At 62.0% G+C, this 23,663-nt stretch carries 22 protein-coding genes; 16 read left to right on the top strand and 6 right to left on the bottom strand.

The window, feature by feature from the left end; translation table 11 throughout:
• Window positions 1-16: 16 nt before the first annotated feature.
• On the bottom strand, window positions 17-688 hold the full coding sequence (locus tag PRZ01_RS10615; protein ID WP_273596758.1) for a response regulator transcription factor: 672 nt from the start codon (window positions 686-688) through the stop codon (window positions 17-19).
• Window positions 689-935: 247 nt separating this feature from the next.
• Here PRZ01_RS10615 and recA point away from each other — a divergent pair, with 247 nt between their 5' ends.
• From recA to PRZ01_RS19250, 10 genes are all read left to right on the top strand, one after another.
• A complete protein-coding gene (gene recA, locus PRZ01_RS10610) occupies window positions 936-1,976 on the top strand; it encodes a recombinase RecA (protein ID WP_273596757.1) in 1,041 nt (346 codons plus the stop codon).
• A gap of 92 nt (window positions 1,977-2,068) precedes the next feature.
• A complete protein-coding gene (locus PRZ01_RS10605; RefSeq protein ID WP_273596756.1) occupies window positions 2,069-2,713 on the top strand; it encodes a regulatory protein RecX in 645 nt (214 codons plus the stop codon).
• Between the two features lie 114 nt (window positions 2,714-2,827).
• Complete coding sequence (locus PRZ01_RS10600; protein WP_273596755.1) at window positions 2,828-3,430, top strand: DUF2889 domain-containing protein; 603 nt, start codon at window positions 2,828-2,830, stop codon at window positions 3,428-3,430.
• A gap of 25 nt (window positions 3,431-3,455) precedes the next feature.
• Window positions 3,456-4,616, top strand: coding sequence for an ADP-forming succinate--CoA ligase subunit beta (sucC, locus tag PRZ01_RS10595; RefSeq protein WP_273596754.1), 1,161 nt, complete (start codon window positions 3,456-3,458; stop codon window positions 4,614-4,616).
• A 33-nt stretch (window positions 4,617-4,649) separates the two neighbouring features.
• Window positions 4,650-5,543, top strand: coding sequence for a succinate--CoA ligase subunit alpha (sucD, locus tag PRZ01_RS10590; RefSeq protein WP_273596753.1), 894 nt, complete (start codon window positions 4,650-4,652; stop codon window positions 5,541-5,543).
• 137 nt (window positions 5,544-5,680) lie between these two features.
• Entirely contained in the window at window positions 5,681-6,403 is a 723-nt protein-coding gene (locus PRZ01_RS10585; protein ID WP_273596752.1) for a TerC family protein, read from the top strand.
• An 11-nt stretch (window positions 6,404-6,414) separates the two neighbouring features.
• Window positions 6,415-7,488, top strand: a complete 1,074-nt coding sequence (locus PRZ01_RS10580; protein WP_273596751.1) for a serine/threonine-protein kinase — start codon at window positions 6,415-6,417, stop codon at window positions 7,486-7,488.
• Window positions 7,485-8,273, top strand: coding sequence for a Stp1/IreP family PP2C-type Ser/Thr phosphatase (locus tag PRZ01_RS10575; protein WP_273596750.1), 789 nt, complete (start codon window positions 7,485-7,487; stop codon window positions 8,271-8,273). Before PRZ01_RS10580 ends, PRZ01_RS10575 begins: the two co-directional genes overlap by 4 nt.
• A 145-nt stretch (window positions 8,274-8,418) precedes the next feature.
• Complete coding sequence (locus PRZ01_RS10570; RefSeq protein ID WP_273596748.1) at window positions 8,419-9,084, top strand: FHA domain-containing protein; 666 nt, start codon at window positions 8,419-8,421, stop codon at window positions 9,082-9,084.
• A 120-nt stretch (window positions 9,085-9,204) separates the two neighbouring features.
• On the top strand, window positions 9,205-10,317 hold the full coding sequence (locus PRZ01_RS19250; RefSeq protein ID WP_273596747.1) for a GGDEF domain-containing protein: 1,113 nt from the start codon (window positions 9,205-9,207) through the stop codon (window positions 10,315-10,317).
• Window positions 10,318-10,364: 47 nt separating this feature from the next.
• On the opposite strand, the gene PRZ01_RS10560 is transcribed toward PRZ01_RS19250, so the two are convergent.
• Both PRZ01_RS10560 and PRZ01_RS10555 read right to left on the bottom strand, forming a co-directional pair.
• On the bottom strand, window positions 10,365-11,183 hold the full coding sequence (locus tag PRZ01_RS10560) for an HDOD domain-containing protein (RefSeq protein ID WP_273596746.1): 819 nt from the start codon (window positions 11,181-11,183) through the stop codon (window positions 10,365-10,367).
• 137 nt (window positions 11,184-11,320) lie between these two features.
• Window positions 11,321-12,082, bottom strand: coding sequence for a sulfite exporter TauE/SafE family protein (locus tag PRZ01_RS10555; RefSeq protein WP_273596745.1), 762 nt, complete (start codon window positions 12,080-12,082; stop codon window positions 11,321-11,323).
• A gap of 758 nt (window positions 12,083-12,840) precedes the next feature.
• Here PRZ01_RS10555 and PRZ01_RS10550 point away from each other — a divergent pair.
• The 3 genes from PRZ01_RS10550 to PRZ01_RS10540 all read left to right on the top strand — a co-directional run bounded on the left by PRZ01_RS10550 (window position 12,841) and on the right by PRZ01_RS10540 (window position 16,627).
• On the top strand, window positions 12,841-14,079 hold the full coding sequence (locus PRZ01_RS10550; protein WP_273596744.1) for a TIGR03790 family protein: 1,239 nt from the start codon (window positions 12,841-12,843) through the stop codon (window positions 14,077-14,079).
• 229 nt (window positions 14,080-14,308) lie between these two features.
• Window positions 14,309-16,186 (top strand): B12-binding domain-containing radical SAM protein, encoded by a 1,878-nt coding sequence (locus tag PRZ01_RS10545; RefSeq protein ID WP_273596853.1) that lies wholly within the window; start codon window positions 14,309-14,311, stop codon window positions 16,184-16,186.
• Window positions 16,187-16,327: 141 nt separating this feature from the next.
• Window positions 16,328-16,627 (top strand): addiction module antidote protein, encoded by a 300-nt coding sequence (locus tag PRZ01_RS10540; protein ID WP_273596743.1) that lies wholly within the window; start codon window positions 16,328-16,330, stop codon window positions 16,625-16,627.
• Here the strand turns inward: PRZ01_RS10540 and PRZ01_RS10535 are convergent.
• Entirely contained in the window at window positions 16,608-17,243 is a 636-nt protein-coding gene (locus PRZ01_RS10535) for a tRNA-uridine aminocarboxypropyltransferase (protein ID WP_273596742.1), read from the bottom strand. The genes PRZ01_RS10540 and PRZ01_RS10535 overlap by 20 nt on opposite strands.
• Window positions 17,231-18,505 (bottom strand): hypothetical protein, encoded by a 1,275-nt coding sequence (locus PRZ01_RS10530; RefSeq protein ID WP_273596741.1) that lies wholly within the window; start codon window positions 18,503-18,505, stop codon window positions 17,231-17,233. Before PRZ01_RS10530 ends, PRZ01_RS10535 begins: the two co-directional genes overlap by 13 nt.
• Window positions 18,506-18,551: 46 nt before the next feature.
• Between PRZ01_RS10530 and PRZ01_RS10525 the strand changes: the two genes are divergently transcribed.
• Window positions 18,552-21,398 carry a DEAD/DEAH box helicase gene (locus PRZ01_RS10525; RefSeq protein WP_273596740.1) on the top strand — a complete coding sequence of 949 codons (2,847 nt, stop codon included), beginning with the start codon at window positions 18,552-18,554 and terminating at the stop codon, window positions 21,396-21,398.
• A 30-nt stretch (window positions 21,399-21,428) separates the two neighbouring features.
• Here the strand turns inward: PRZ01_RS10525 and PRZ01_RS10520 are convergent, their stop codons facing one another.
• Entirely contained in the window at window positions 21,429-21,596 is a 168-nt protein-coding gene (locus PRZ01_RS10520; protein ID WP_273596739.1) for a hypothetical protein, read from the bottom strand.
• Window positions 21,597-21,772: 176 nt separating this feature from the next.
• Here PRZ01_RS10520 and PRZ01_RS10515 point away from each other — a divergent pair, with 176 nt between their 5' ends.
• Window positions 21,773-22,153, top strand: a complete 381-nt coding sequence (locus tag PRZ01_RS10515; RefSeq protein ID WP_273596738.1) for a thioredoxin family protein — start codon at window positions 21,773-21,775, stop codon at window positions 22,151-22,153.
• 100 nt (window positions 22,154-22,253) lie between these two features.
• Window positions 22,254-23,645, top strand: a complete 1,392-nt coding sequence (locus PRZ01_RS10510) for a leucyl aminopeptidase family protein (protein WP_273596737.1) — start codon at window positions 22,254-22,256, stop codon at window positions 23,643-23,645.
• The last annotated feature ends 18 nt before the right edge of the window (window positions 23,646-23,663 follow it).

The following is a 23,663-nucleotide window of genomic DNA, read 5'->3' as shown; positions in this document are numbered from 1 at the left end:
GGGCGGGAGTGCAACATCAACCCGGGATCTTTTCCAGGCAGTAGCCCAGGCCGCGCACCGTGGCGATGCGAATCGGCCCCTGCTCGATCTTCTTGCGCAGGCGGTGGATATACACCTCGATGGCGTTGTTGCTCACCTCCTCGCCCCACTCACACAAGCGCTCCACCAACTGGTCTTTGCTGACCAGCCGGCCAGCTCGCTGCAGCAGCACCTCCAGCAGGCTCAGCTCGCGCGCTGACAACTCCACCATCTGCTCGTTGATGTAGGCGACACGGCCCGTGGCGTCGAAAGACAAAGGCCCGTGTTTGATGATGCTGGACGCCGTGCCCAGACCCCGTCGAGTAAGGGCCCGCACTCGCGCCTCCAGCTCCTGCAAGGAAAAAGGCTTGGCCATGTAATCGTCCGCACCGAGATCCAAGCCTTTGACCCGTTGCTCGACGCTGTCAGCGGCGGTCAAGATCAGCACCGGCATGGACGACCCGCGCGCGCGCAGCTTGCGCAACACCTCCAGGCCATGCAGGCGAGGCAGCCCCAGGTCCAGAATCACCAGATCAAACTCATGCGAAGCCAGTGCGGCATCCGCCTCGGTCCCACTGCCCACCTGGTCCACCGCATAGCCGGAGGCCCGCAACGAGCGCAACAGCGCATCGGCCAACACCTGGTCATCTTCCGCAATCAGGATGCGCATCGAAGTCTCCGTATGTCACAGCGTTCTTGTAGGTGCATTCTAGGGAGTTGCGCCAGGAAATTTTTTTGACCGGTTTGCGCTGGCTCATCCCATGAGCGAGTGTCCACCTACGATGAGACCACTGCGAAAAAACTTCATGCCGAAATTCGCAACCTAGAAATTTGCGCCCACATTGCGCAGCTCAACAAAAGTACTGTACAAACATACAGATTGCGCCATAATCCGGCCAGCCCAAGAGGAGAAACACATGGACGCCCCCGTCAAGCCCACCATCAACACCGAAAAAGCCAAGGCCCTGCAAGCCGCCCTGTCACAAATTGAAAAGCAATTTGGCAAGGGGTCCATCATGCGCCTGGGCGAAGGCGAGGTGATTGAAGACATTCAAGTGGTTTCCACCGGCTCTCTGGGCCTGGACATTGCCTTGGGCGTTGGCGGCCTTCCACGCGGCCGGGTGGTCGAAATCTACGGTCCTGAATCTTCTGGCAAAACGACCCTGACCCTGCAAGTCATTGCTGAAATGCAAAAAGTCAGCGGCGTGTGCGCCTTCATTGACGCCGAGCATGCCCTGGACATCCAGTACGCGCAAAAATTGGGCGTCAATCTGCAAGACCTGCTGATCAGCCAACCTGACACCGGCGAACAAGCCCTTGAAATCGTTGATGCGCTGGTGCGCTCCGGCTCCGTGGACTTGATCGTGGTCGACTCGGTCGCCGCGCTAACCCCCAAGGCCGAGCTTGAAGGTGAAATGGGCGACTCCCTGCCCGGCCTGCAGGCTCGCCTGATGAGCCAAGCCCTGCGCAAGCTGACAGCCACCATCAAGAAGACCAACTGCATGGTCATCTTCATCAACCAAATCCGCATGAAGATCGGCGTGATGTTTGGCAGCCCTGAAACCACCACCGGCGGCAATGCGCTGAAGTTCTACGCCTCCGTGCGTCTGGACATCCGCCGTATCGGATCCATCAAGAAGGGCGATGAAGTCATTGGCAGCGAGACCAAGGTCAAGGTGGTGAAGAACAAAGTAGCCTCGCCCTTCAAGACCGCGGAATTCGACATCCTCTACGGTGAAGGCATTAGCCGCGAGGGTGAAATCATCGACATGGGCGTGGTTGCCAAGGTGGTTGAGAAGTCAGGCTCCTGGTACGCCTACAACGGCGAAAAGATTGGCCAAGGCAAGGACAACGCCCGCGAGTTCCTGCGCGAGAACCCTGACGTTGCCCGAGAAATCGAGAACAAGGTGCGCGACTCCCTGGGCGTGCCGCTCTTGGCCGAAGTGCAAGGCGCGTAAGGACTTGCTCGCGAGGCTTGTGCATCGCGACACGCCCCCCCCTCCCGCCAAGGGCCTGTACCTGTATTGAACAGTATTGAATGGCGCCAACAATGAAATCCAAGCCTTTGTCTTTGAAGGCCCGGGCCATCGCCCTGTTGGCGCAGCGGGAGCACAGCGTGGCGGAGTTGCGTCGCAAGCTACTGCGCATCGAGTCCTTGCGACTTCGCCATGAGGTCACACCAAATGTTGATGAGGACGATCCTGGCCCCGCGGACGCTGACTCGCCGCCTGCCATTGCAGAGGCCGTAGACGCCTTGCTGCTCTGTTTGCAAAGCCAGGGCTATCTGGATGAGCAACGGTTTGTCGAGTCGCGCGTCAATGCCCGCAGCCGTCGATGGGGCACCACCCGTATCAAACAAGAGTTGGCGCAACATGGGTTGAGTCTCAGCCCAGATTATCTGAATGAGCTCAAAGCCAGTGAATTTGATCGCGCCATGGAGGTTTGGCGTCGAAAATTCGGCAGTCGCCTCAGCGGCCCAGACGAGACAGCCACCCGGCCGGCAAAATTCAACAACAGTGCCGAACAGTTGTCAGAACGCGTCAAACACACACGTTTTTTGGTACAACGCGGATTTTCACCAGAACTCGTGAATCAGGTGTTGCGACAAGTTCAAGCACGGGCCAAGGACGAAGCCGTGGAACCCGCTGCTCGCTCAAGTCCAACCCACGGAGGGTTGGCGGGTCTGCACGCTTGAAAGTCTCGTGAAAGGCTTGCGGCAGCGCAACATGTTACATTGCTGCCCTGTGTTGCGCCCCGTGTCAGGATGTGGTTCTGGCGGCTGGGCGCTGCGCCATTGATGTTGTTGCCCATGTTTCCACCCCCTTCCACCCCCTCGCGCCGTCTGATACACCGCCGCGCCATTGACGTGCAAATTTTTGCGCGCGATGACCAGTTGTATGACGTTGAAGCCCGGTTGGTGGATACCAAGACACAAGATATGGCCTTGGCCGGTGGCGTTCGCCCTGCGGGTGAGCCGATCCACGACATGCTGCTGAGCTTGGTCGTCGACGCACACCTCACCATTCTCGAAGCCAACTCCCGCACGCTAGGAATGCCCTATCCCGGCACCTGCGACCAGCATGGCGATGTCTACAAAAAGCTGGTGGGCTTGAATCTACTCCACGGCTTTCGCCTGGGTGTCAAAGACCGCGTCGGCGGCGTCAAGGCCTGCACGCACCTGACCGAACTGTGTCAAATTTTGCCCACTGCGGTGATTCAGGCCTTTGCAGGCGTGGTGATCGACACCCAAGAAGGCCGGGCCGACGGCAGTGCGCCATTCCAAATCGATCGCTGTCATGCCTTGCGGCGTGATGGCGAGATCGTCCAGACTCATTACCCTCGCTGGTATCGCAAGTCGGCAGAGGTGGCCACGGCCACCGAGCCTCTGGCGACGCCTGCGTCCTCTTTCTGACCCTCCCCATAAAAGTGAGAACCCTATGAAGATTCACGAGTACCAGGCCAAGGAAATCCTGCGCCAATTCGGAGTGCCGGTGCCGCGTGGCCATGCGGCTTTCACGGTGCAAGAAGCGGTTGAAGCCGCACAAAAGCTGGGCGGCCCGGTCTGGGTCGTGAAGGCACAAATCCACGCCGGTGGCCGTGGCAAGGGCGGCGGCGTCAAGCTGGGCCGTTCGCTGGAAGACGTCAAGAAGCTGTCCGAAGAGATTCTGGGCATGCAGTTGATCACGCACCAAACCGGCCCCGAAGGCCAGAAGGTGCGTCGCCTCTACATCGAAGACGGCGCCGACATCAAGAAGGAACTCTACGTTTCTCTGGTGACCGACCGTGGCACGCAAAAGGTAGCCTTCATCGCTTCGAGCGAAGGCGGCATGGACATCGAGGAAGTGGCTCACTCCACCCCCGAGAAGATCATCACCGAGATGATCGATCCGCTGACCGGCCTGACCGCCGATCAATCGAAGAAGATTGCTGCGGCCATCGGCCTGACCGGCGCTTCGGTGGACCAAGCCGTCGACCTGTTTGCCAAGCTCTACAAGTGCTACATGGACACCGACGCATCGCTGGTTGAAATCAACCCGCTGAACTGCGATTCCAAGGGCAATCTGATCGCCCTGGACGCCAAGTTCAACTTCGACGCCAACGCCTTGTTCCGTCATCCAGAAATCGTCGCCTACCGCGACCTGGACGAAGAAGATCCGGCCGAAGTGGAAGCCTCCAAGTTCGACCTGGCTTACATCTCGCTGGACGGCAATATCGGCTGCTTGGTGAACGGCGCTGGCTTGGCCATGGCCACCATGGACACCATCAAGCTGTTCGGCGGCGAGCCGGCCAACTTCCTGGACGTGGGCGGTGGCGCCACAGCCGAGAAGGTCACTGAAGCCTTCAAGATCATGTTGAAGAACCCTGAAGTCAAGGGCATTCTGGTCAACATCTTCGGCGGCATCATGAAATGCGACACCATCGCCGAAGGCGTGATCACCGCTTGCAAGGCCGTGAACCTGTCCGTGCCGCTGGTCGTTCGCATGAAGGGCACCAACGAAGAGCTGGGCAAGAAGATGCTGGCCGACTCCGGCCTGCCCATCATTGCCGCCGACTCGATGGCCGAAGCCGCGACCAAGATCGTCGCCGCTGTCGCCTAAACGCCTGACTGCTGACCAGCAAGGAATACGAATATGAGCATCTACATCAATAAAGACACCAAGGTCATCACCCAGGGCATCACGGGCAAGACCGGTCAATTCCACACCCTGGGCTGCCAAGCCTATGCGAACGGCAAGAACGCCTTTGTCGCCGGCGTGAACCCCAAGAAGGCGGGCGAGAAGTTCTCGGACATCCCAATCTACGCCACCGTCAAGGAAGCCGCGCACCAGACCGGCGCCACCGTGTCGGTGATCTACGTGCCGCCCGCCGGCGCTGCTGCCGCCATCTGGGAAGCTGTTGAAGCCGATCTGGACCTGGCCATCTGCATCACCGAAGGCATCCCCGTCCGTGACATGCTGGAAGTGCGCAACAAGATGAAGGCCAAGGAAGCCGCCGGTGGCAAGCGCACCCTGCTGCTGGGCCCCAACTGCCCCGGCCTGATCACGCCCGAAGAAATCAAGATCGGCATCATGCCCGGCCACATCCACCGCAAGGGTCGCATCGGCGTGGTTTCGCGCTCGGGCACCCTGACGTATGAAGCCGTGGCACAGCTGACCGAAATCGGCCTGGGCCAGTCTTCGGCTGTCGGCATCGGTGGCGACCCGATCAACGGCCTGAAGCACATCGACGTGATGCAAGCCTTCAACGACGATCCGGATACTGACGCCGTCATCATGATCGGTGAGATCGGCGGACCGGACGAGGCTGAAGCCGCTCGCTGGTGCAAGCTGAACATGAAGAAGCCCGTGGTCGGCTTCATCGCTGGCGTGACGGCTCCTGCCGGCAAGCGCATGGGCCACGCAGGTGCCTTGATCTCCGGTGGCGCCGACACGGCTGATGCCAAGCTGGCGATCATGGAAGAGTGTGGTTTCACCATCACCCGCAATCCTTCGGAAATGGCCAAGCTGCTCAAGGGCTTGCTGTAAAGCTGTCAACGAAGTTCCCGGGCTTCACCGCCTGGAGCGAGTGCAAAAAAAGGGGCTTCGGTCCCTTTTTTCATGGCTGCTCGCCGGGTACCTTGACGCCCTCGGTATAGTGGCCAAGGTTCATCTTCATTCGCTGCATGGAAAATTTCCTAACCCCTGAATTCTGGCTGGCCGTCGGTCAAATCATCATGATCGACATCCTGCTGGGCGGCGACAACGCCGTTGTCATCGCGCTGGCTTGTCGCAAATTGCCAGATACCCAGCGCACACAGGGCATTTTGTGGGGAACCGCCGGCGCCATCGTGCTGCGGGTGGTGTTGATTTTCTTCGCGCTGACGCTGTTGAACCTACCCTATCTCAAGCTGGTTGGGGCCCTCTTGCTGCTGTGGATCGGCGTCAAATTGCTGGTCCCTGAAGACGAGGACGAACATGGCGCGATTCAAGCCAGCGACAAGCTCTGGGCCGCCGTCAAGACCGTCATCGTGGCGGACTTCGTGATGAGCCTGGACAACGTCATCGCCATTGCTGGCGCAGCCCAAGGCGCGGGCGGCGACCATCAAATGCCGCTGGTCATCTTCGGTCTTCTGGTGTCCATTCCCATCATCGTTTGGGGCAGCCAGTTGGTGATCAAGTTGATGGACCGTTTTCCGCTTGTCATCACCCTGGGTGGCATGCTGTTGGGCTGGATTGCCGGTTCCATGATGATCGGCGACCCAGCGCTCGCGCGCTGGCTGCCAAACTGGGACGCTGGCCCGACGCCAGCGCAGCAATATGGCGTCGCTGTCGCTGGAGCTTTGCTGGTGCTGGTCCTGGGTAAATGGTTGGCAGCGCGCAAAGCTGCACCAAGTGCTGCAGCTTGAAAAGGCACCTGATGAGCGGATTTTGGAAACGACTGCTGGGTCGCGGCCCCGAGGCCACCGACGGCGGCGAAGCCCACAACGCCCTAGTGCCTGATTCGGCGCTCAATGGGCCGGTTTTGGCGGACTATGACATTCAAGGTGAGTTGGGCCGGGGTGCGATGGCGGTGGTCCATTTGGCCATCGAGCGCAAAACCGGCCGCACTGTGGCCATCAAGCGGCTGGCGCTTCAGCGTGAATTTGCTGCCGAAGATCTGGCCGATGTTCGCCAACGCTTCATGCGCGAAGCCCGCGCGGCTGGCCACTTGCAACACCCCGATATCCTTCAGGTGTTGAACGCTGGCGTCGACGGGCAAGACACCTGGATTGCCATGGAATACGTGCAAGGCCAGGACCTCAGCCACTTCACCCGCGCCGGCACCTTGTTGTCCGTCGTCGAGGTATTGCGGTTGGGCCAGCGACTGGCTTTGGCCTTGGATTTCGCGCACAGCCAGGGCGTAGTGCACCGCGACATCAAGCCCGCCAATGTGATGTTGAATCGCGCCAATGATGTGTTGAAAATCATGGATTTCGGCATCGCCCGCATTGCCGACGGCAGTCGCACGCGCACCGGGTTGGTCTTGGGAACGCCTTCCTTCATGTCGCCCGAACAGTTGGCCGGCCTGAAGGTGGACGGGCGCAGCGATCTGTACTCATTGGGTGTGATGCTGTTTCAATTGTTGACGGGCCGCCTGCCGCATCAAACCGACTCCATGGCCCAGCTGATGTACAAGATCGCCAACGAGGCGCCGCCCGATGTCCGCTTGTACCGGGCAGACTTGCCGGAGAGCCTGGCGCTGGTCTTGGCCCTTGCGCTCGAAAAGCGCCCGGAGTTGCGCTACGGCAGTGGCCAGCAGATGGCACAGGATCTGGCTGCGGTATTGTTGGAGATGCCTGCCCGTGCAGCGCAGCACCCCACAGCGGGGCCGAGTGGCGACTCAAGCGGTGAATCTGTCAAATTGGACTCGGCTTTCGCACAAACTGTACGTTTGGATCTTAAAGAAGCGGTGCAGAATCCCCCTCCAGCCAACCACCCAGAAGCAAAATGAGCTTGGAGTTCTTCAGCGCCACAGATGTTGGGCGCGCGCGTGACAACAACGAAGATTCGGTGGCACTGGACGAAGATGTCGGCTTGGCCGTGCTCGCCGATGGCATGGGCGGCTACAACGCCGGCGAGGTGGCCAGCCAGATGCTCACCAGCTTCGTGCGCGCCGAGTTGGGCCGCTGGCTGAAAGAATCGGGCGCCGAAGCCAGCAATGCGGACGTGCGCCGCGCCATGGACATCTGCGTCGACAACGCCAACCGCGCCATCTTCAACGCCGCCAACACCAACCCCCGCTACGCCGGCATGGGCACGACCCTGGTGCTGGGTGTATTCCGTGAAGAAGGTCTGCTGCTGGGCCACGTAGGCGACTCGCGCGCCTATCGCCTGCGTGGCGGCCAGTTGATGCAAATCACACGCGACCACTCGCTGCTACAAGAGCAACTGGACGCGGGCTTGTTGACCCCTGAAGAGGCCGTCTATTCCAGCAACAAGAATCTGGTGACCCGTGCTGTGGGTGTCGAAGATGCTGTGATGCTCGAGTTGCACCCACACGATTGCCAGCCGGGCGACCTTTACCTTTTCTGCTCCGACGGGTTGTCCGACATGCTGGACGACGACACCTTGCGCCAGTTGATGCTGGGCCATCCCTCGCTCTCGGAGGCCGCGCGCGCCTTGATTGACGCGGCCAATGAAATGGGCGGACGCGACAATATTGCACTGGTACTTGTCCGCGCCGAAGGCAAGGTCAAGGCCGAAGGACGCTCTTGGTGGCCGTTTGGGCGTCGCTAGGGGACGTCAAACAAGGTCGAACGCATCGCAAACCCGGTCGACGGCTGCTGAACGGCGGCTATCATCCCATCCGGTGGCGCTCAAACGGCGCCAAGCCGTGCTGGGCGCGGGGACGCAAATATGACAACAGGATTTGAGGTCAAAGATGGGCAAGCTGGTGGTTTCGCTCGACGGCGTGGTGATCAAAGATGTCCAGATTACAAAGGACAAGACCACGCTTGGGCGCCGGCCGTACAACGATATCGTCATTGACAACTTGGCCGTCAGCGGCGAGCACGCCGTGCTACAGATGGTTGGAGCCGATGTCTTCATCGAAGACCTGAACTCCACCAACGGCACGTACATCAACGGCAAAGCCATCAAAAAGCAGTTGCTCGCCAACAACGACATCGTCGAAATTGGCAAGTACAAGATCAAATTCCTGCTGGAAGACAACGGCGACTACGAAAAGACGATGATCTTGAAATCGGGCGCCGCTGTAGCCAGTGGCACGCCCAGCGGTTTCGGTCTGCCTTCATCATTCGCCTCGCTCCCGACGGCAGCCACCGCTTTGCCCGCCACCATCAAGGTGCTGACAGGTGCCGCTGCAGGGCGTGAAGTCAGTTTGACCAAAGTGGTCACCACAGTGGGTAAACCAGGGGTTCAGGTGGCCTCCATCACCAAGCGGCCCAGCGGCTACGTTTTCGCCCATGTGGAAGGCGCTGCCCGCCCCAGCGTCAACGGCATGCCCCTCACGGGCGAGTCGGTCGGCTTGAAAAATGGCGACGTGATCGAGTTGGCCGGCACGCAAATGCAATTCGTGCACGGCTGACCGCCACAGCATATCCCCTGATTAGGGCAGGGATTTTCCCTGTCGGATGACGTCCCGCAAAGCGGCTCATTCCATGCACAATGTTTGAGCGAATTTCGCCCAAAACTGTGTTGAAAAGTCGTGAACTCAGTCCATCCGCCCGACACCCACTTGCAAAATGAACCGGCGCAACTCGGCAGCCCCGTTCGCGCTGTCGGTTTGCGTTTGTCCATGGCGGTGCTGTTGAGTTGCAGTCTGGCCGTCAGCCTGACGGAGTCGCTGAAGCACTCGCTGGCCTCCGCGCCATTCTTGTCGGCGTTGCAACCCGTGCTGAGCGCCCTCCACATTGACCCCCTGCACCTCGAAGCCCAGGCACTGAGCGACTCGAAAGAGCTGGTATTCGAACCCAGCAGTGCCGGCATCCCCTCTCACCAACCACCGCCAGCTGAGGCGCTTTCCACGGTACTGGCGCGGGATATTCCGCTCATCTTGTTGTTAAGCCTGTGTCTGATCCTGCTGCTCAAACGCGGGATGTTGCAACCCGTCAAGCAATTGGCCGGACAGGTGCAGACCCTGAGACAAGGCTTGCGACTCGAGCGGCAACGTGCCGATGGATTTCGGGAACAAGCCGAGCGCCATGACGAGGCCCTACGGGAAATTCAACAGGTATTGGCCCAAAAATCCCGCGAATTGAGCGAGCTGAGCCGGCAAGACCTGCTAACCGGCTTGCCCAATCAGCGGGTCTTCGACGAAGGCCTGCGCCGTGAATTCAAGCGCGCCCAGCGGCAACGGGGATGCTTGGCGCTCGCGGTGCTGGACCTGGATCAATTCAAAAACTTCAACGAACGCTACGGGCAAGAGGCTGGCAATGCCACCTTGCAACAATTTTCCAGCTTGCTGAGCGAACACTTCAAACGCGACACCGACTTGGTGGCACGACTTGGCGGCGAGGAATTTGTCGTCATGCTGCCAGGCTTGGCGCTAGACAACAGCCAGCAACTGCTGGAGCAACTGCGTGAAGAGTTTCGCGCCCTGGCGATTCGCCATGAAGGCGGTGTGGGCGTTGGGCTCGACGGCACAACGCACGTGCTGACGGTCAGCATCGGCTTGGCGGTATACAGCCCCGCCCATCCTTATCTCAGCCCGCAAGCCCTGTTGCAGGCCGCAGATGAGGCCCTCTACATCGCCAAGCACACTGGGCGAGACCGCCTCAGCCGGGCGGCAGCCAAAGCACGCAGCACTGAGCGCAGTTGAATGCGGCGGGTCGGCACTGATTGCCGCCCATCGCCGCCGATCTTCATTTAGCGGCCGTGTTCTTGCGCCTGCTGCAATTGCTCACCCACACGGCGTGCGGCCCGCAACACCAAGGTTTCATCCAAGGATGCCTGCGGTGAAATTTCGTGCACCACCTGCTCCAACAGGTCGGGTTGCTGCAGCATGGCCCAAGCTACGGTTGAAATCGCGCTCACTCCACGGCGCTGCATAGCCTCGGGCATGAGCAAGGTGTCCTGCACTTCAACGTGATAGCGCACACTGGCAACCGCCGCTGCAGCCAGCCCCCAGCTCTCGCACAGGGCAGCACCCAAGGCGTCATGACTGACGCCGAAGGCGCGGTGTTCCAGTTCAATCAACTCCACATCCCGCGTAGCGGCACGCAGCATCGCCGGATAGTGGGCGGGTGCATGGCGATACAAGACCGCCTTGCCGCACTCCTCGAACAAGCCCGCCGAATGCGCCGCCCAGGGGTCGACGCCCAGCATTTGCCCCATGCGGCCCATGATGACGCCACGCTCTGACGCCCGACGCCAAACGGGATCAAGCTCCGCTGTGGGTGGAAACGCAGCGCGCAGGCCCATTTCAAACGTGATGCCCGAGACCTCGCGCATGCCCAGATAGGTCAGGGCTTGGTGCACAGTTTGTACTTTGCCGCGCAAACCGTACAGCGATGAGTTGACCGCCTTCAACACCGCGGCGGCCAAAGCCATATCGCTTTCGACCAAGGCGGACATTGCCAGCAGATCAATGTCTTCCGCCGCCATCAACAGCGACAACTTGACCAGCACTTCAGGCTGCGTCGGAATTTCAATTTCAAGCGTACGGAGTTGCGGATCAACAGGCATGGTCACAGTCCCTTCCAAGAATTGAATAGTAGCGCGCCGCCTCTAGGCAGGGCAGTCGAAAAACGGGATGACGCGACAACACGACGGACGGGCTGGCCAAGAATAGCCGCGGCACGCCGCCGATGCCACACTCACCATCAGCGCAAGAACGCGTCCCACCCCGTTTTCAAGATCAGGGCGCTCACGACCAAGACGAACATGCCGCGTACAAAAGAGGCGCCCCGGGCGAGCGCCATGCGTGTTCCAACCAGGCTCCCCAGCACGTTGGCGGCGCCCATGATCAGCCCGATCTGCCACCAGACATGGCCTTTGGCCGTCAACAGGGCCAGCGCCGCCAGATTGGTTCCCAAATTCATCAATTTGGCGGTCGCCGACGCGTTCAGAAAGTCATAACCGAGAACACGCACGAAGAGAAAGACAAAAAAGCTGCCCGTGCCCGGACCAAAGAAGCCGTCATAAAAGCCAATGCACAACCCGATCGCGGCCGCCACGCCTGTTTCAGCACGGCCGGTAAAGCGCGGGGCGTGATGTCGCCCCAGATCTTTACGGGAGAGTGTGTAGACCAGCACCGCCAGCAAAATCAGGGGCAGGGCACGACGCAAGAATCCAGCGTCCACCAGGGTCACCGTCCACGCACCGGCAAAGCTGCCCAGCACGCCCACAGCGGCGGCCGGCAACAGGCCTCGCCAATTCAAGGACACCCGCTTGACATACTGAGCGGTGGACCATGCCGTCCCCCAGCTGGCCGCCGCCTTGTTGGTGCCGAACAAGGTCGCCGGCGCAGCTTGCGGAAAGGCGCTGAACAAGGTCGGCACCAGAATAAGGCCGCCGCCGCCCACCACGGCGTCAACAAATCCGGCCATCAGGGAGGCCAGTGCAAGTAAAGCGAATTCAAGCATGGGGGAGGGAGTCTGCGAGAGGACCCCAGCGCAACAGAAGAGAAACAAAGCCGCGTCAGCATACGTTGATCGTGCGCGATGGCGGGCCACAAGTGAGCCACAAATAAAACGAGCGCCTGAATAGCTCCAGGCGCTCGTGATTGTGACAGTGTCACTTTTTTCGTCTTGAATTACCGCTTGAGTTTGTCTCCTCAGCCCGCCTTTGCCCATTCGCTTTCGCGACATCGGCATAACGTGAACGAATAGTAGGGGCCGACCCCCTGTGCACGCACTTGGGGTTTTTACGGGCAATTTGCACCGTTCTGGTGACAAGTGCTAGTACTCACTCTCTGTATATCCCCATAAAAGTGGCAAGTTATACAAAGTGGTTTTGCACTTTTTTGGAGAAAAGCAACGATGTGGATTCGCAACAACCGCTGCCACATTCGGGACTTTTGTTGCGTTTTGGCGAAGTCGCCAGCACGCGTCTGTGGCTTGCCCGTGTCAGCTGAGCGAATTTCGTGCCAGTCATTTGAAAAACTGTGCAAATCCGATCCATCAATTCACCTCATCAACCCGTGTTGCGGGATGGAACACTTCGTGCCATGTTTGAACACTTTCGATTTCCCCGCCCCCGCCTCCCTCGCCTCTCGCTTGCACTGTGCTTTTGCCTGTGTGTTGCTGCATGCGGTGGGGGTGGGAGCGCGAACGGTACGAGCAGCACAAGCACTGACGGCACGGCCACGACACCGACGCCCGTAGGCAGCGCCACCACCACCTTGGGGCTCAGCCTCGCGCACCAGGGCCTGAGCGCCAGCACGCTCGGCGTGATCGTGGCCGACGGCGACGCGCTGTCAGAAGCGGTCGCCACCTACTACCAAGCGGCCCGCGGCATCCCGGCAGCCAATATCGTGCGGGTCAAGGTAGACACCAGCGCTGCCGCCATTTCCGCCAGCGATTTCGCCACCTTGAAGGCCAGCATCGACGCTCAAATGCCCACCAGCGTGCAAGCTACCCTGGTCACTTGGGCGGCACCCACCCGCGTGGTGGGCACCTGCAGCATGAGCATCACCAGCGCCCTGGCCTTTGGCTACGACAGCAAATACTGCGGCAGCGGTTGCGTTGCCACGGCCACCTCCGCCTATTTCGACTCGGAATCACAAAGCCCCTGGAGCGATCTCAAGATGCGCCCCTCGATGTTGCTGGGCGCCACCACCCTGGCCGCCGCCAAGACCTTGATCGATCGCGGCGTCGCGGCGGATGCCAGCTACCCGACGGGCGACGGCTACCTGATTCGCACCACAGACACCGCCCGCAACATTCGCTATACCGACTTTGCCGGACTGCCTGCGGCATGGGCGAGCCGCTTGACGCTCAGCTACATCGAAAGTTCCGCGCAGTCCAGCACTGAAACCATCAGCGGCAAAACCGGCGTCTTGTTCTATTTCACCGGGCTGGCGACCGTGCCCAACATCGCCAGCAACAGCTATCGGCCCGGTGCAGTGGCCGACCACCTCACGTCCTTTGGCGGCATGATCCCTTCCGCCGGGCAAACAACCGTTTTGGACTGGCTGAACGCCGGCGTCACAGCCAGTTATGGCACCGTGGAAGAGCCCTGCAACTACAGCGCAAAATTCCCGCAGGCCTCAACCCTGATTGGCCAGTACTACCGCGGCGCCACGGTGCTCGAAGCCTACTGGAAGTCTGTGCAATGGCCGGGGCAAGGCTTGTTTGTGGGCGAACCCCTGGCCCAACCCTTCACCGACAAACCCAGCATCGCACTACAAGGCACGCAATACGTGATCACCACGCGCGCCCTGCGGCCCAACAGCAGCTACGCCCTGGAATACCGCGTTGGCAGCTCAGGCAGTTGGACCATCCTGGCCAACTTCAGCACGGGTGCCACGCCACCGACCAGCTTGAACGCCCCCTTGCCGCCCGCTACCGCAACCCAGCTGCGCTGGCTCGGCCCCTGCGCCACTAACGCGCAACTTCAGTGCACCTTGAGCAGCAGTTGAAGGCCGGCACGCTGCGGCAATTGCAGGGCGCAGCGTGAAAATCGCTTGGCTGGCAAAATAGCGCACCGCGCTGCCCTGGCGCCTCCAGCGCCCAGCGCCGTCTTTTCAAGCCCCCCGCCCCCAAAAAGGGGCTCTCAGCGCCGCCATGTCATCGCCCCTGTCTTTTCTCGCGCCCACGCCGCCCTTGTCCGGCGCGGGTGCCCTGCGCGTGCTGTCGATCATTCCGCCGATGACGCAGCTGAACACGCCGTACCCCTCCACCGCCTACCTCACGGGTTTTCTGCGGTCGCGTAGCGTCGATGCGGTGCAAGAGGATTTGGCTCTGGCCCTGATGTTGGCGCTCTTCTCGCGCAAGGGCCTCCAGGCCTTGCGTGAACAGGCCCAACTCAAGGTGGCCGCCAGCCCCCAAATCGCACCCCAGATCACAGCGTTTCTCGATCAGTTCGACCGCTATCTCTCCACCATCACACCCACCATCGCCTTTCTGCAAGGGCGCGATCCAACCCTGGCGCACCGCATCAACACCCGCCAGTTCCTGCCGGAAGGTGCGCGCTTTGCAACACTGGATGTCTACGTTGATGACGAAGGCGGCGATCCCCTGGCCTGGGCCTTCGGCGCCCTGGGCCTGCAGGACCGCGCACGCCATCTGGCCACCCTGTACCTGAACGATCTGGCCGACGTGCTGCGAGACGCCGTGGACCCGCGCTTTGAATTTGTTCGCTACGCCGAATCACTCGCCACCAGCCAACCCAGCTTCGAACCCCTGGCACAAGCCCTGGCAGCACCGTTGAACCTGGTCGATAGGACACTGCAAGACCTGACCCTTGCGGTCATTGAGAAACATCAGCCGCAGCTGGTGCTGATCTCCGTGCCGTTTCCGGGCGCCGTCTACGCCGCCTTCCGCATCGCCCAGACGCTCAAGGCGCGTTACCCCGACATCAAACTTGCGCTGGGCGGTGGCTTCGTCAACACCGAGCTGCGCGAACTCACAGAGCCGCGCGTCTTCGACTACTTTGACTTCCTGACCCTCGACGCCGGTGAACGCCCCTTGCTCGCGTTGCTGGAGCACCTGCAAGGCAAACGGTCAGCAGCTCGACTGGTGCGCACATTCCTGCGCGACGACACCGATCAAATTGTTCGTTATGTCAACTTCGTTGAGCCCGATGTTGCCTTTGCCGAAGTCGGCACGCCCACCTGGGACGGCCTGCCGCTGGACCGTTACCTGTCCCTGCTGGACATGCTCAACCCCATGAACCGGCTGTGGAGCGACGGGCGCTGGAACAAGCTCACCGTGGCACATGGCTGTTACTGGAAGAAATGCAGCTTCTGCGATGTGAACCTGGACTACATCTCCCGCTACGAGGGCGCCTCGGCCGCCACCCTGGTGGACCGCATTGAAGCCATCGTGCAAGAGACCGGCCAAACCGGCTTCCATTTTGTTGACGAAGCCGCCCCGCCCAAAGCCCTCAAAACCCTGGCCGCCGAGCTGAAGGCGCGCCAGCTGGACATCTCCTGGTGGGGCAATATCCGCTTCGAAAAATCCTTCAGCCCCGAGCTGTGCCAGCAACTGGCCGACAGCGGCTGCATCGCCATCTCCGGTGGCCTGGAAGTGGCGTCCGACCGGTTGCTCACGCTGATGAAAAAAGGCGTGTCCGTCGAGCAAGTGGCGCGCGTCACCCGCAGCTTCACCGACGCAGGCGTGCTGGTCCACGCCTATCTGATGTACGGCTTCCCGACGCAAACGGTGCAAGACACCGTCGATGCTCTGGAATATGTGCGCCAGCTGTTCGAGCAAGGCTGCATCCAAAGCGGCTTCTTCCACCGCTTCGCCTGCACCGTGCATTCACCCGTGGGTAAGAACCCGCAAGAGTACGGCGTTAGCTTGATCGACCTCCCCCCCGGCGGCTTCGCGCAAAACGATGTCGGCTTCATCGACCCCACCGGCGTTGACCACGATCGCCTGGGCCTGGGCCTCAAGAAAGCCATCTACAACTATATGCACGGCATCGGCCTGGATGAAGACGTGCGCAGCTGGTTCACGATGAAGGTGCCCAAGACGACGGTGGCGAGGCACAGGATTGCGAGGGCGTTGGGGCAGCGGGGGTGAATTGGCTCGGGAAATTGAAGCGACGGCATTGGCGATTTTCGAGCCTTTGAGGTCGTCCGCTACGCGTTCACCACGGCCTCAAACATCGTCTTCAGCCGGGCTGGGCAGAAGCCGCGATGTTTCCGAACTTGGAGACAATTGATGAGCAAGACCAAGACACCGCTCAAGCTCGTGGCTTTTGATGCTGCGCGATACCTTGACGACGATGAAGCCATTGCCGAGTACATGACCGTGGTACTTGAAGCGAATGATCCAGACTTGCTGCTTCTTGCCCTCAGCGATGTCGCGCGCGCAAAGGGCATGGCGCAGGTGGCCAAAGACGCAGGCCTGGGTCGTGAGCGCCTTTACAAAGCGCTGGCGCCCGGCGCAAAGCCCCGCTTCGAAACCGTCATGAAGGTGGCTCGCGCGCTGGGCGTCAAGTTCACGGCTCAACCCGTTTGAGCGGAGCGCCTTGCCGGTCCACCACCCAGTCTTGCCTCTGCCCCACAAACCCCTCAAACGCCTCCCACAAAGGCTGGTACTTGGCCAGCACAGGCAAGACATGACCCTCTGACGAACCCAGTTGCTCCAACTGTTGCAAGGCCAGCGCCGCAGCTTCCAGGCTGGAGCGTTGCTCGGGCCGCTGGGCGCGGCGTATGGCGTAGCCGGAAGGTGGCAGCTCGGTCAAAGCCAGGCGCGGCAGGGTCTGCAGCAGGGGGTTGAGGTGCAGCATCTTGCGGCTTTTGCGCCAGGTGGCGTCCAGCAACAGCAGGCGCTGCACGGGCCCGGTGCTGGCGCCGCCCCGGGCTGTGTCATCCATGGGGTAGAGCAGGGCCACGCCTTGGCCAAGCAGGAGGGCCAGCGTGGCCGCGTCAAATTGTTCGCCCACCAGCACCTGGCAGCGGCTCAGGCAGCGCTGCAGCAGGCGCACCGTGCCCTTGGCCTGGTGCTGCTCTTGCGGGTGTTGCAGCACGATCAACTCCACCTCGTTGGCCACGGGCCTCACCCAGGCGCACAAGCAGGCGGGCAGGGGCAGGGCGCAGCCGGGGCAGAGCGGGCGGGACCTTAGGGTTGCCACAGCTTGAGTTGGTCCAGCCGGGCTTCGATATCGCTCATCTGCGCTTTGTAGGCGGCGGAGTCCACGCTGCCGTAGCGGCGCGCGAACTCAGCCTCGCTGAGGAACTCGGGCAGGTCGGCCACTTCGGGCATGAAGTCGCGCTCTTGCAGGCCGGCGCCCATGGCCTGTTGCAGCTTGGCGGGGTTGTTTGCGGCCAACAGGCCGAGGCGGGTGCCGGCACGATCAGCAGCGATGTCGTTGAAGCTGAAGCCGCTGCCGCCGCGCGAATCGGCCACTTCTTTGTAGACCCCGATGGCATCGCTCAACGGCCCGCCGCCCTCGATAGCCAGGGCCGCCGAGATCAAGAAGTGCTGAGGAAAATCATCCCGCCCCGCCAACGTCACCACCAGGGGTGTGGCAGGTGGCCAAGTGCGCGCCACGGGCAACAACAAGGCCCAGTTTTTGCCAACGGCATGCAGGGCCAGGGTCAAAATGGCGGCGCGGTTTTCAGCAGCCATCAGGGCCACATCACCCTGGCTGCGCTGGCGGGCCAAATCAAACAGGGGCGGCAACAAGCGGGCCAGCGATACCGCTGAATTGGCCGGGTAGGCGGCCGTCAGCTTGACCAGTTGTTGGTGATAGGCCTTGGCCCGCTGCTGCTCCGGCGCGGGCCAGACCCGGGCCATCACCCGCTCCATGCTGTCGGCCTGCCATTGGTAGTGCAGCTGGGCGTATTGCTCACCAAAGCCGATTTGGCGAATCAAGTCTTTCGCCAGTTGCACGTCTTGCTGGGGTGGAACGTGATGCAACATATAGCGCAGCAGGGCGTTGGCGGCCCAGGCCGGCACGGGCAAGCGGCCGATGCGCACTTGGTCGAACTCGGGCAGGCGCGGAGTCTCGTGCAGTTGGGCGTCGATATTCAACCAGGCGCTCCGCTGTGTCAACGGCAAGAACTGCGGCAGAGGTAGCGTCAAGCTGACTTGCAAATGCGCCTGGCCGGCATGCAGGCGAACCTGGGCCCCGCCACTTTTTGAGTACAGCGCCGCCTGGCCCAGCAGCAGATTCAAATCGGCCTCGCTGATCGTCACCAGGCGCTGCGGGCCGCCCTCCACGCCGCGCGGGTCGTTGAGCTTCAAGAATTCCTTAGCCCGCCGCACATCGCTGTCCTTGACCGCAGCGGCGGTCGGCACCAGGGCTTGGCCTTGCAAGACCAACGCCACGGCCAAGATCAGCAGCGCCAGCAAAGACAAGAGGCTCAGCAGAATTCGTTTTGTCCATTTCATGGCGCGCAGTCTGCCAGCAATTGGTGGCGCAGAGACAATGCCCCGCATGCCTGACTCCCCGTCCTTCGACCCTGACCGCCTGTGGCCGCCCACCGAGCCGGCCCTGGCTCGCTTGTTTGAACGCCAACGCCTGCAGCGCGGCCGCAGCTTGCAAGCGCAGATCTTTGATCTGCAGCAGGAGCCCGGCGGCGCCACGGCGCGTTTTTCCGCCGGCGGCGAAACGGTATTTGAGCTGAGCGTACAAGGCCTGCTCGACGCACAGGGCCGGCCCCACTACAACGCCCTGTGCACCTGCAAGGCCCAACGTTTTTGCGAGCATGCGGCCGCCCTCCTGCTCAAGCTGCGAGCGCAAGCCGACCTGCCGCAACGCAATGCCTTGCTGCAAGACTGGGTGGAGGCCCTGCGCCGCCGCGCCGGCCGGGACGAGCTAAAGGCCCTGCCGCGCCTGCCGGAGGCGGACGCCGCCAAGCTGATGGATTTGCTGATGAACGACGGCGCACCCACCACCGCAACGTCAGATCCAACGCCTTTGCCCGCAAGCCTGCCAGACCGCCCGCCGGCCCGCTTTCGCCCGCGCCTGACCCTGCGGACCTTGAGCCGTGGGGACGGCCTGTTAGGCCTGGCCCCCAGCGGCCGGCTGGGGCCGCGTGGTGATGCGGTGACCGTGGCCACGGTGGATTGGACGTATGACAACGGCCAGGGCCTGCGCTGGGACACGCCCGCACCACGCACCCTGCTGGGCCAGCGGCCGGCCGCCACCGTACAGATTGGCAGTCAGCTGTTACAACGCGACTTGATTGCCGAAGCCGAAGCACGTGATCAATTGTGGGCGTTAGACCTGATCCCGCTGGACGCCAAACGCCTGCAGTGGCGTGACCCGGCGGCGGCCATTGCAGGCGCCTTCTGGACCCTGGCGCAGGAAGAATTTTTCGCCGCCTTCTGGTTGGAGCAAGTGCCCAGGCTGGAAGCCCGAGGTTGGTGGGTACTCACGCTACCTGGCTTTGCGCACCGACCGGTGCAGGCGCAAGCCTGGACGGTGAAGATCGAGCGCCTGAGCCTATCGGCCCGCGAGGGCTCCTGGCTGTTGAGTCTGGGCGTCGAGGTGGAGGGCGAGTCGCTGGATCTGGCGCCCATGATTGCCGACCTGATCAAGCGTAACGCGCGCTGGCTGCAACGCGAGGAGTTGGCCGAGATCGAGGACGACGCGCTGGTCGTGCTGCACGCGCCAGGTGGCCGCCGCATCGAGGCGCCAGCGCTGACGCTAAAAGCCATCGTCGGCGCCATGGTGGACCTGCTCACCGACCCCAAGCGCGCCGAAGGTCCCATCCAACTCAGCGACTGGGATGCCACGCGCCTTGCGCTGATCGATATGGACGGCCGGGGGCGCTGGCAGATCCAGGGCGATGCCGGCCTGCGCGCCGTGGCCCACAAGCTGCAGGCAGCCGGCTCACCCCAACCAGTGGCGGCACCTGCAGGCCTGGGCCTGACGCTGCGGCCCTACCAGCTGAGTGGCCTAGCCTGGCTGCAATATCTGCGCGAACAAGGCCTGGCCGGCATCTTGGCCGACGATATGGGTTTGGGCAAAACGGCCCAGGCCCTGGCTCATTTGCTGGTCGAGAAACAGGCCGGGCGTCTGGACCGCCCGGCCCTGGCCGTGCTGCCAACCTCCTTGCTGTTCAACTGGCAGGCCGAGGCCCGGCGCATCGCGCCTGGGCTGCGTGTGCTGCTGCTGCAAGGCCCAGACCGAGCCCGCTACTTCAAGCAGCTAGGCGATTACGACCTGGTGCTGAGCACCTACCCGCTCTTGTGGCGCGACATCACGCCCTTGGCCGCCCAGCCCTGGCATGTGCTGATTCTGGACGAGGCGCAAACCGTCAAGAACGCCAGCAGCCGCGCGGCCCGCTCGGTTCGCAAGTTAAATGCACGGCATCGCCTGTGCCTCACCGGCACACCGCTGGAAAACCATTTGGGCGAGTTGTGGGCGCAGTTTGACTTTTTGATGCCGGGTTTTCTGGGCGACTCGCGCAGCTTTCAGCGGCTGTGGCGCAAGCCCATCGAGGTGGGCGGTGAGAGCTTGCGCGCCCAGCTGCTGGCGCAGCGTGTGCGGCCCTTCATCTTGCGGCGGCGCAAGGAGGAGGTGGCTAAGGAGTTACCTGCGCTGAGCACGGTGACCCGGCGGGTGCAGCTGTACGGCGCCCAGCGCGATCTTTACGAAAGCGTGCGGGTGGCCGCCGACAAGCAGGTGCGCAAGGTGCTGGAAAAAAGCGGCTTTGGCGGCGCGCTGATCTCGGTGCTGGATGCCTTGCTCAAGCTGCGCCAGGTTTGCTGCGACCCCATGCTGGTCAAGGGCTGCGAGATCGCGCCGGGCATGGAGCGGGCCAAGCTGGAGCTGCTGGGTGAGATGCTGCCCGAGCTGCTGGCCGAGGGCCGGCGGGTGCTGGTGTTCTCGCAGTTTGCCGAGATGCTGGGCTTGATTGAAACCGAATTGACGCGCCTGGATCTGCCCTATTTAAGTCTCACTGGCGCCACGCCGGTGGCGGCGCGGGGCGAGATCGTGCGGCGTTTTCAGGCCCAAGAAGTGGCGCTGATGCTGGTCAGCCTGAAGGCCGGCGGCGTGGGGCTGAACCTGACGGCGGCCGACACCGTGATTCATGTCGACCCGTGGTGGAACCCGGCGGTGGAAGCCCAGGCCAGCGCGCGCGCGCACCGCATCGGGCAGGACAAGCCAGTGTTTGTCTACAAGCTGGTGGTGGCCGGCAGCATTGAGGAGCGCATGCTGGATTTGCAGGCGCGCAAACTGCTGTTGGCGGAAGGAGTGCTGGGCAGCGACGCGGCGGACGCCGTCAAATTCACGGCCCAGGATTTGGACTTGCTGTTGGCGCCGCTGGCTTGATCTTCAACTGAAGAACCAGCGGCTGGCCTGTCAACGCTTGCGGTCGAAGCGGATGGCACGCGCCAAGCTGCGGCGATCGCTGCCGGCGAAACCAGCTTCAAAAGCCTCGTGCTTGCGGCCCTTGTCGATGGCGCCCAATTGCCACTCGGGGCTGGGAATGCGACGTTGTTGCTGTTCGGGATGCTGTTGCGTTTTCATGGCCTTGTGCCTTTGCTCCTGACGGTTGTTGGAGCCCATCCACATGGGCCTTTTTCACCGTCTGCGGATATCAACGCTGACTTTCGAAGTCAGGTTGACATCAACGCGACAATTTTTTGCGGCTTTGTAACAAGGTATTTCACCATCGCAAAGAGGGCGCGCTAAGCTAGCGTGCCATGAATGCCACCGTCCCCCCGACTGACGCCCACGCCCGCCACGCCGGCACCACCCTGGTGGCCTGCCTGTGCGCCGCCTGGTGCCGCACCTGCGACAGCTATCACGACACCTTTGCCGAGTTGCGGCAGCAATTTCCGGGCTACCGCTTCATTTGGGTGGACATCGAAGACGACGAAGAGTTGGTGGGGGATCTGGATGTCGAAACCTTTCCCACCCTGTTGATCGGCGTGGGCGAGCAGTTGCGCTTCATCGGCCCGGTGACGCCGCAACTCAGCACCGCCCAGCGCTTGCTGGAGTCAACCGCCCAGACCACCCGGGCGGTGACCCAGGCCAGCCCGGCCGCCCAGGCCCTGCTGGTGCGCCTGCAAAGTAGCTGCTGAGATTTCAAAGGCCGGGCGCAATCCGCCGCCCGAAATCGAGCCCCTGGGGAGACAATCTCTCTTTTTTCTGAAGCGGGGCACACAAGCCCGAGGCCGCAATATGACTGTTCAACTCAAGAAAAGCATTCCTGCAGGCGCCGTTGCCATCACCGTGGTCGACCGTGCAGCATTCCAGGCCATGGCGCCCAAATTGCCGGCGCGCACCCGCAACTGGCTGGCCACCGTGGGCTTCACCGGCGCCGCCGATACCTTTGCCCTGCTGCCCGACGCTAACGGCACTTTGAGCGAAGTGCTTGCCGGCGTGGCGCATGGCAACCACCCCTTCGCACTCGCGGCACTGCCTCAGGCTTTGCCCGAAGGGGTCTACCAACTCAGCGAAACAGGGGTGACCGTCTCGCCCGAGCAAGCCGCGCTGTCGTGGGAGTTGGGCGCGTACCAATTCGATCTCTACAAACCGCGCAAGCGCGCACCCGCCACGCTGGTGCTGCCGCCCAGCCCTGAGGCGCAGCGCGGCTTGGCGCTGGCCGCCGCCATGATGGCCACCCGCGACTTGGTCAACACCCCTGCCGAACACATGGGGCCTGAAGAATTGGCGCAGGCCGCCGAGCTCATTGCCAAGCAACATGGCGCCAAATTCAAGCAGATCGTAGGTGATGCGCTGCTAAAGCAGAATTTTCCCGCCATTCACGCCGTGGGCCGTGCCGCCACCCGGGCACCACGTTTGATTGAATTGAACTGGTCCGGCGTCAAAAAATCCGCCAAAGCACCGCTGCTCAGCATCGTGGGCAAGGGTGTTTGTTTCGACACCGGCGGCCTGGACATCAAGGGCGCCGACGGCATGCGCCAGATGAAGAAGGACATGGGCGGCGCCGCCAACGCCCTGGGCCTGGCCGCCCTGGTGATGGCGTGCAAGCTGCCCGTGCGCTTGCAAGTGCTGATCCCGGCAGTAGAGAACGCCATTGCCGGCAATGCCTACCGGCCGGGCGATGTGATCAAGACCCGCAAGGGACTGCATATCGAAATCGGCAACACCGACGCCGAAGGGCGCGTGGTGCTGAGCGATGCCCTGGCCTACGCCTCGGAGAGCCAGCCCGATCTGATCATTGACTTGGCCACCCTCACTGGCGCTGCGCGCGTGGCGCTGGGCGCGCAGTTGCCGGCCCTGTTCAGCAAGCATTTCGACACTGCCCGCGAGCTGATGGACCTGGGCATGAAGCTGGACGACCCGCTGTGGCACATGCCGCTGTGGGCACCGTACAAGGCCGGCATCGAAAGCAGCATTGGCGACATCGTCAACACGGGCAAGAGCGCCCTGGCCGGCGCCATCAATGCCGCCTTGTTCCTGGAGTACTTCGTCAGCGAGCACCAAGACTGGCTGCACATCGATCTGTTTGCCTGGAATGACACCGCGCGGCCGGGCCGCCCCATCGGCGGTGAAGCGCAAACCATTCGCGCCCTGCTGGCCTTCCTGGAGCAGCGCTACGCGGGTTGACGCGTTTGGAGTCGCCGC

It is taken from the genome of Roseateles koreensis, from assembly GCF_028595305.1.
Lineage (GTDB): Bacteria > Pseudomonadota > Gammaproteobacteria > Burkholderiales > Burkholderiaceae_C > Paucibacter_A > Paucibacter_A koreensis.
Note: the sequence above shows the minus strand (reverse complement) of the source record. Positions and strands in the feature narration are given on the sequence as shown.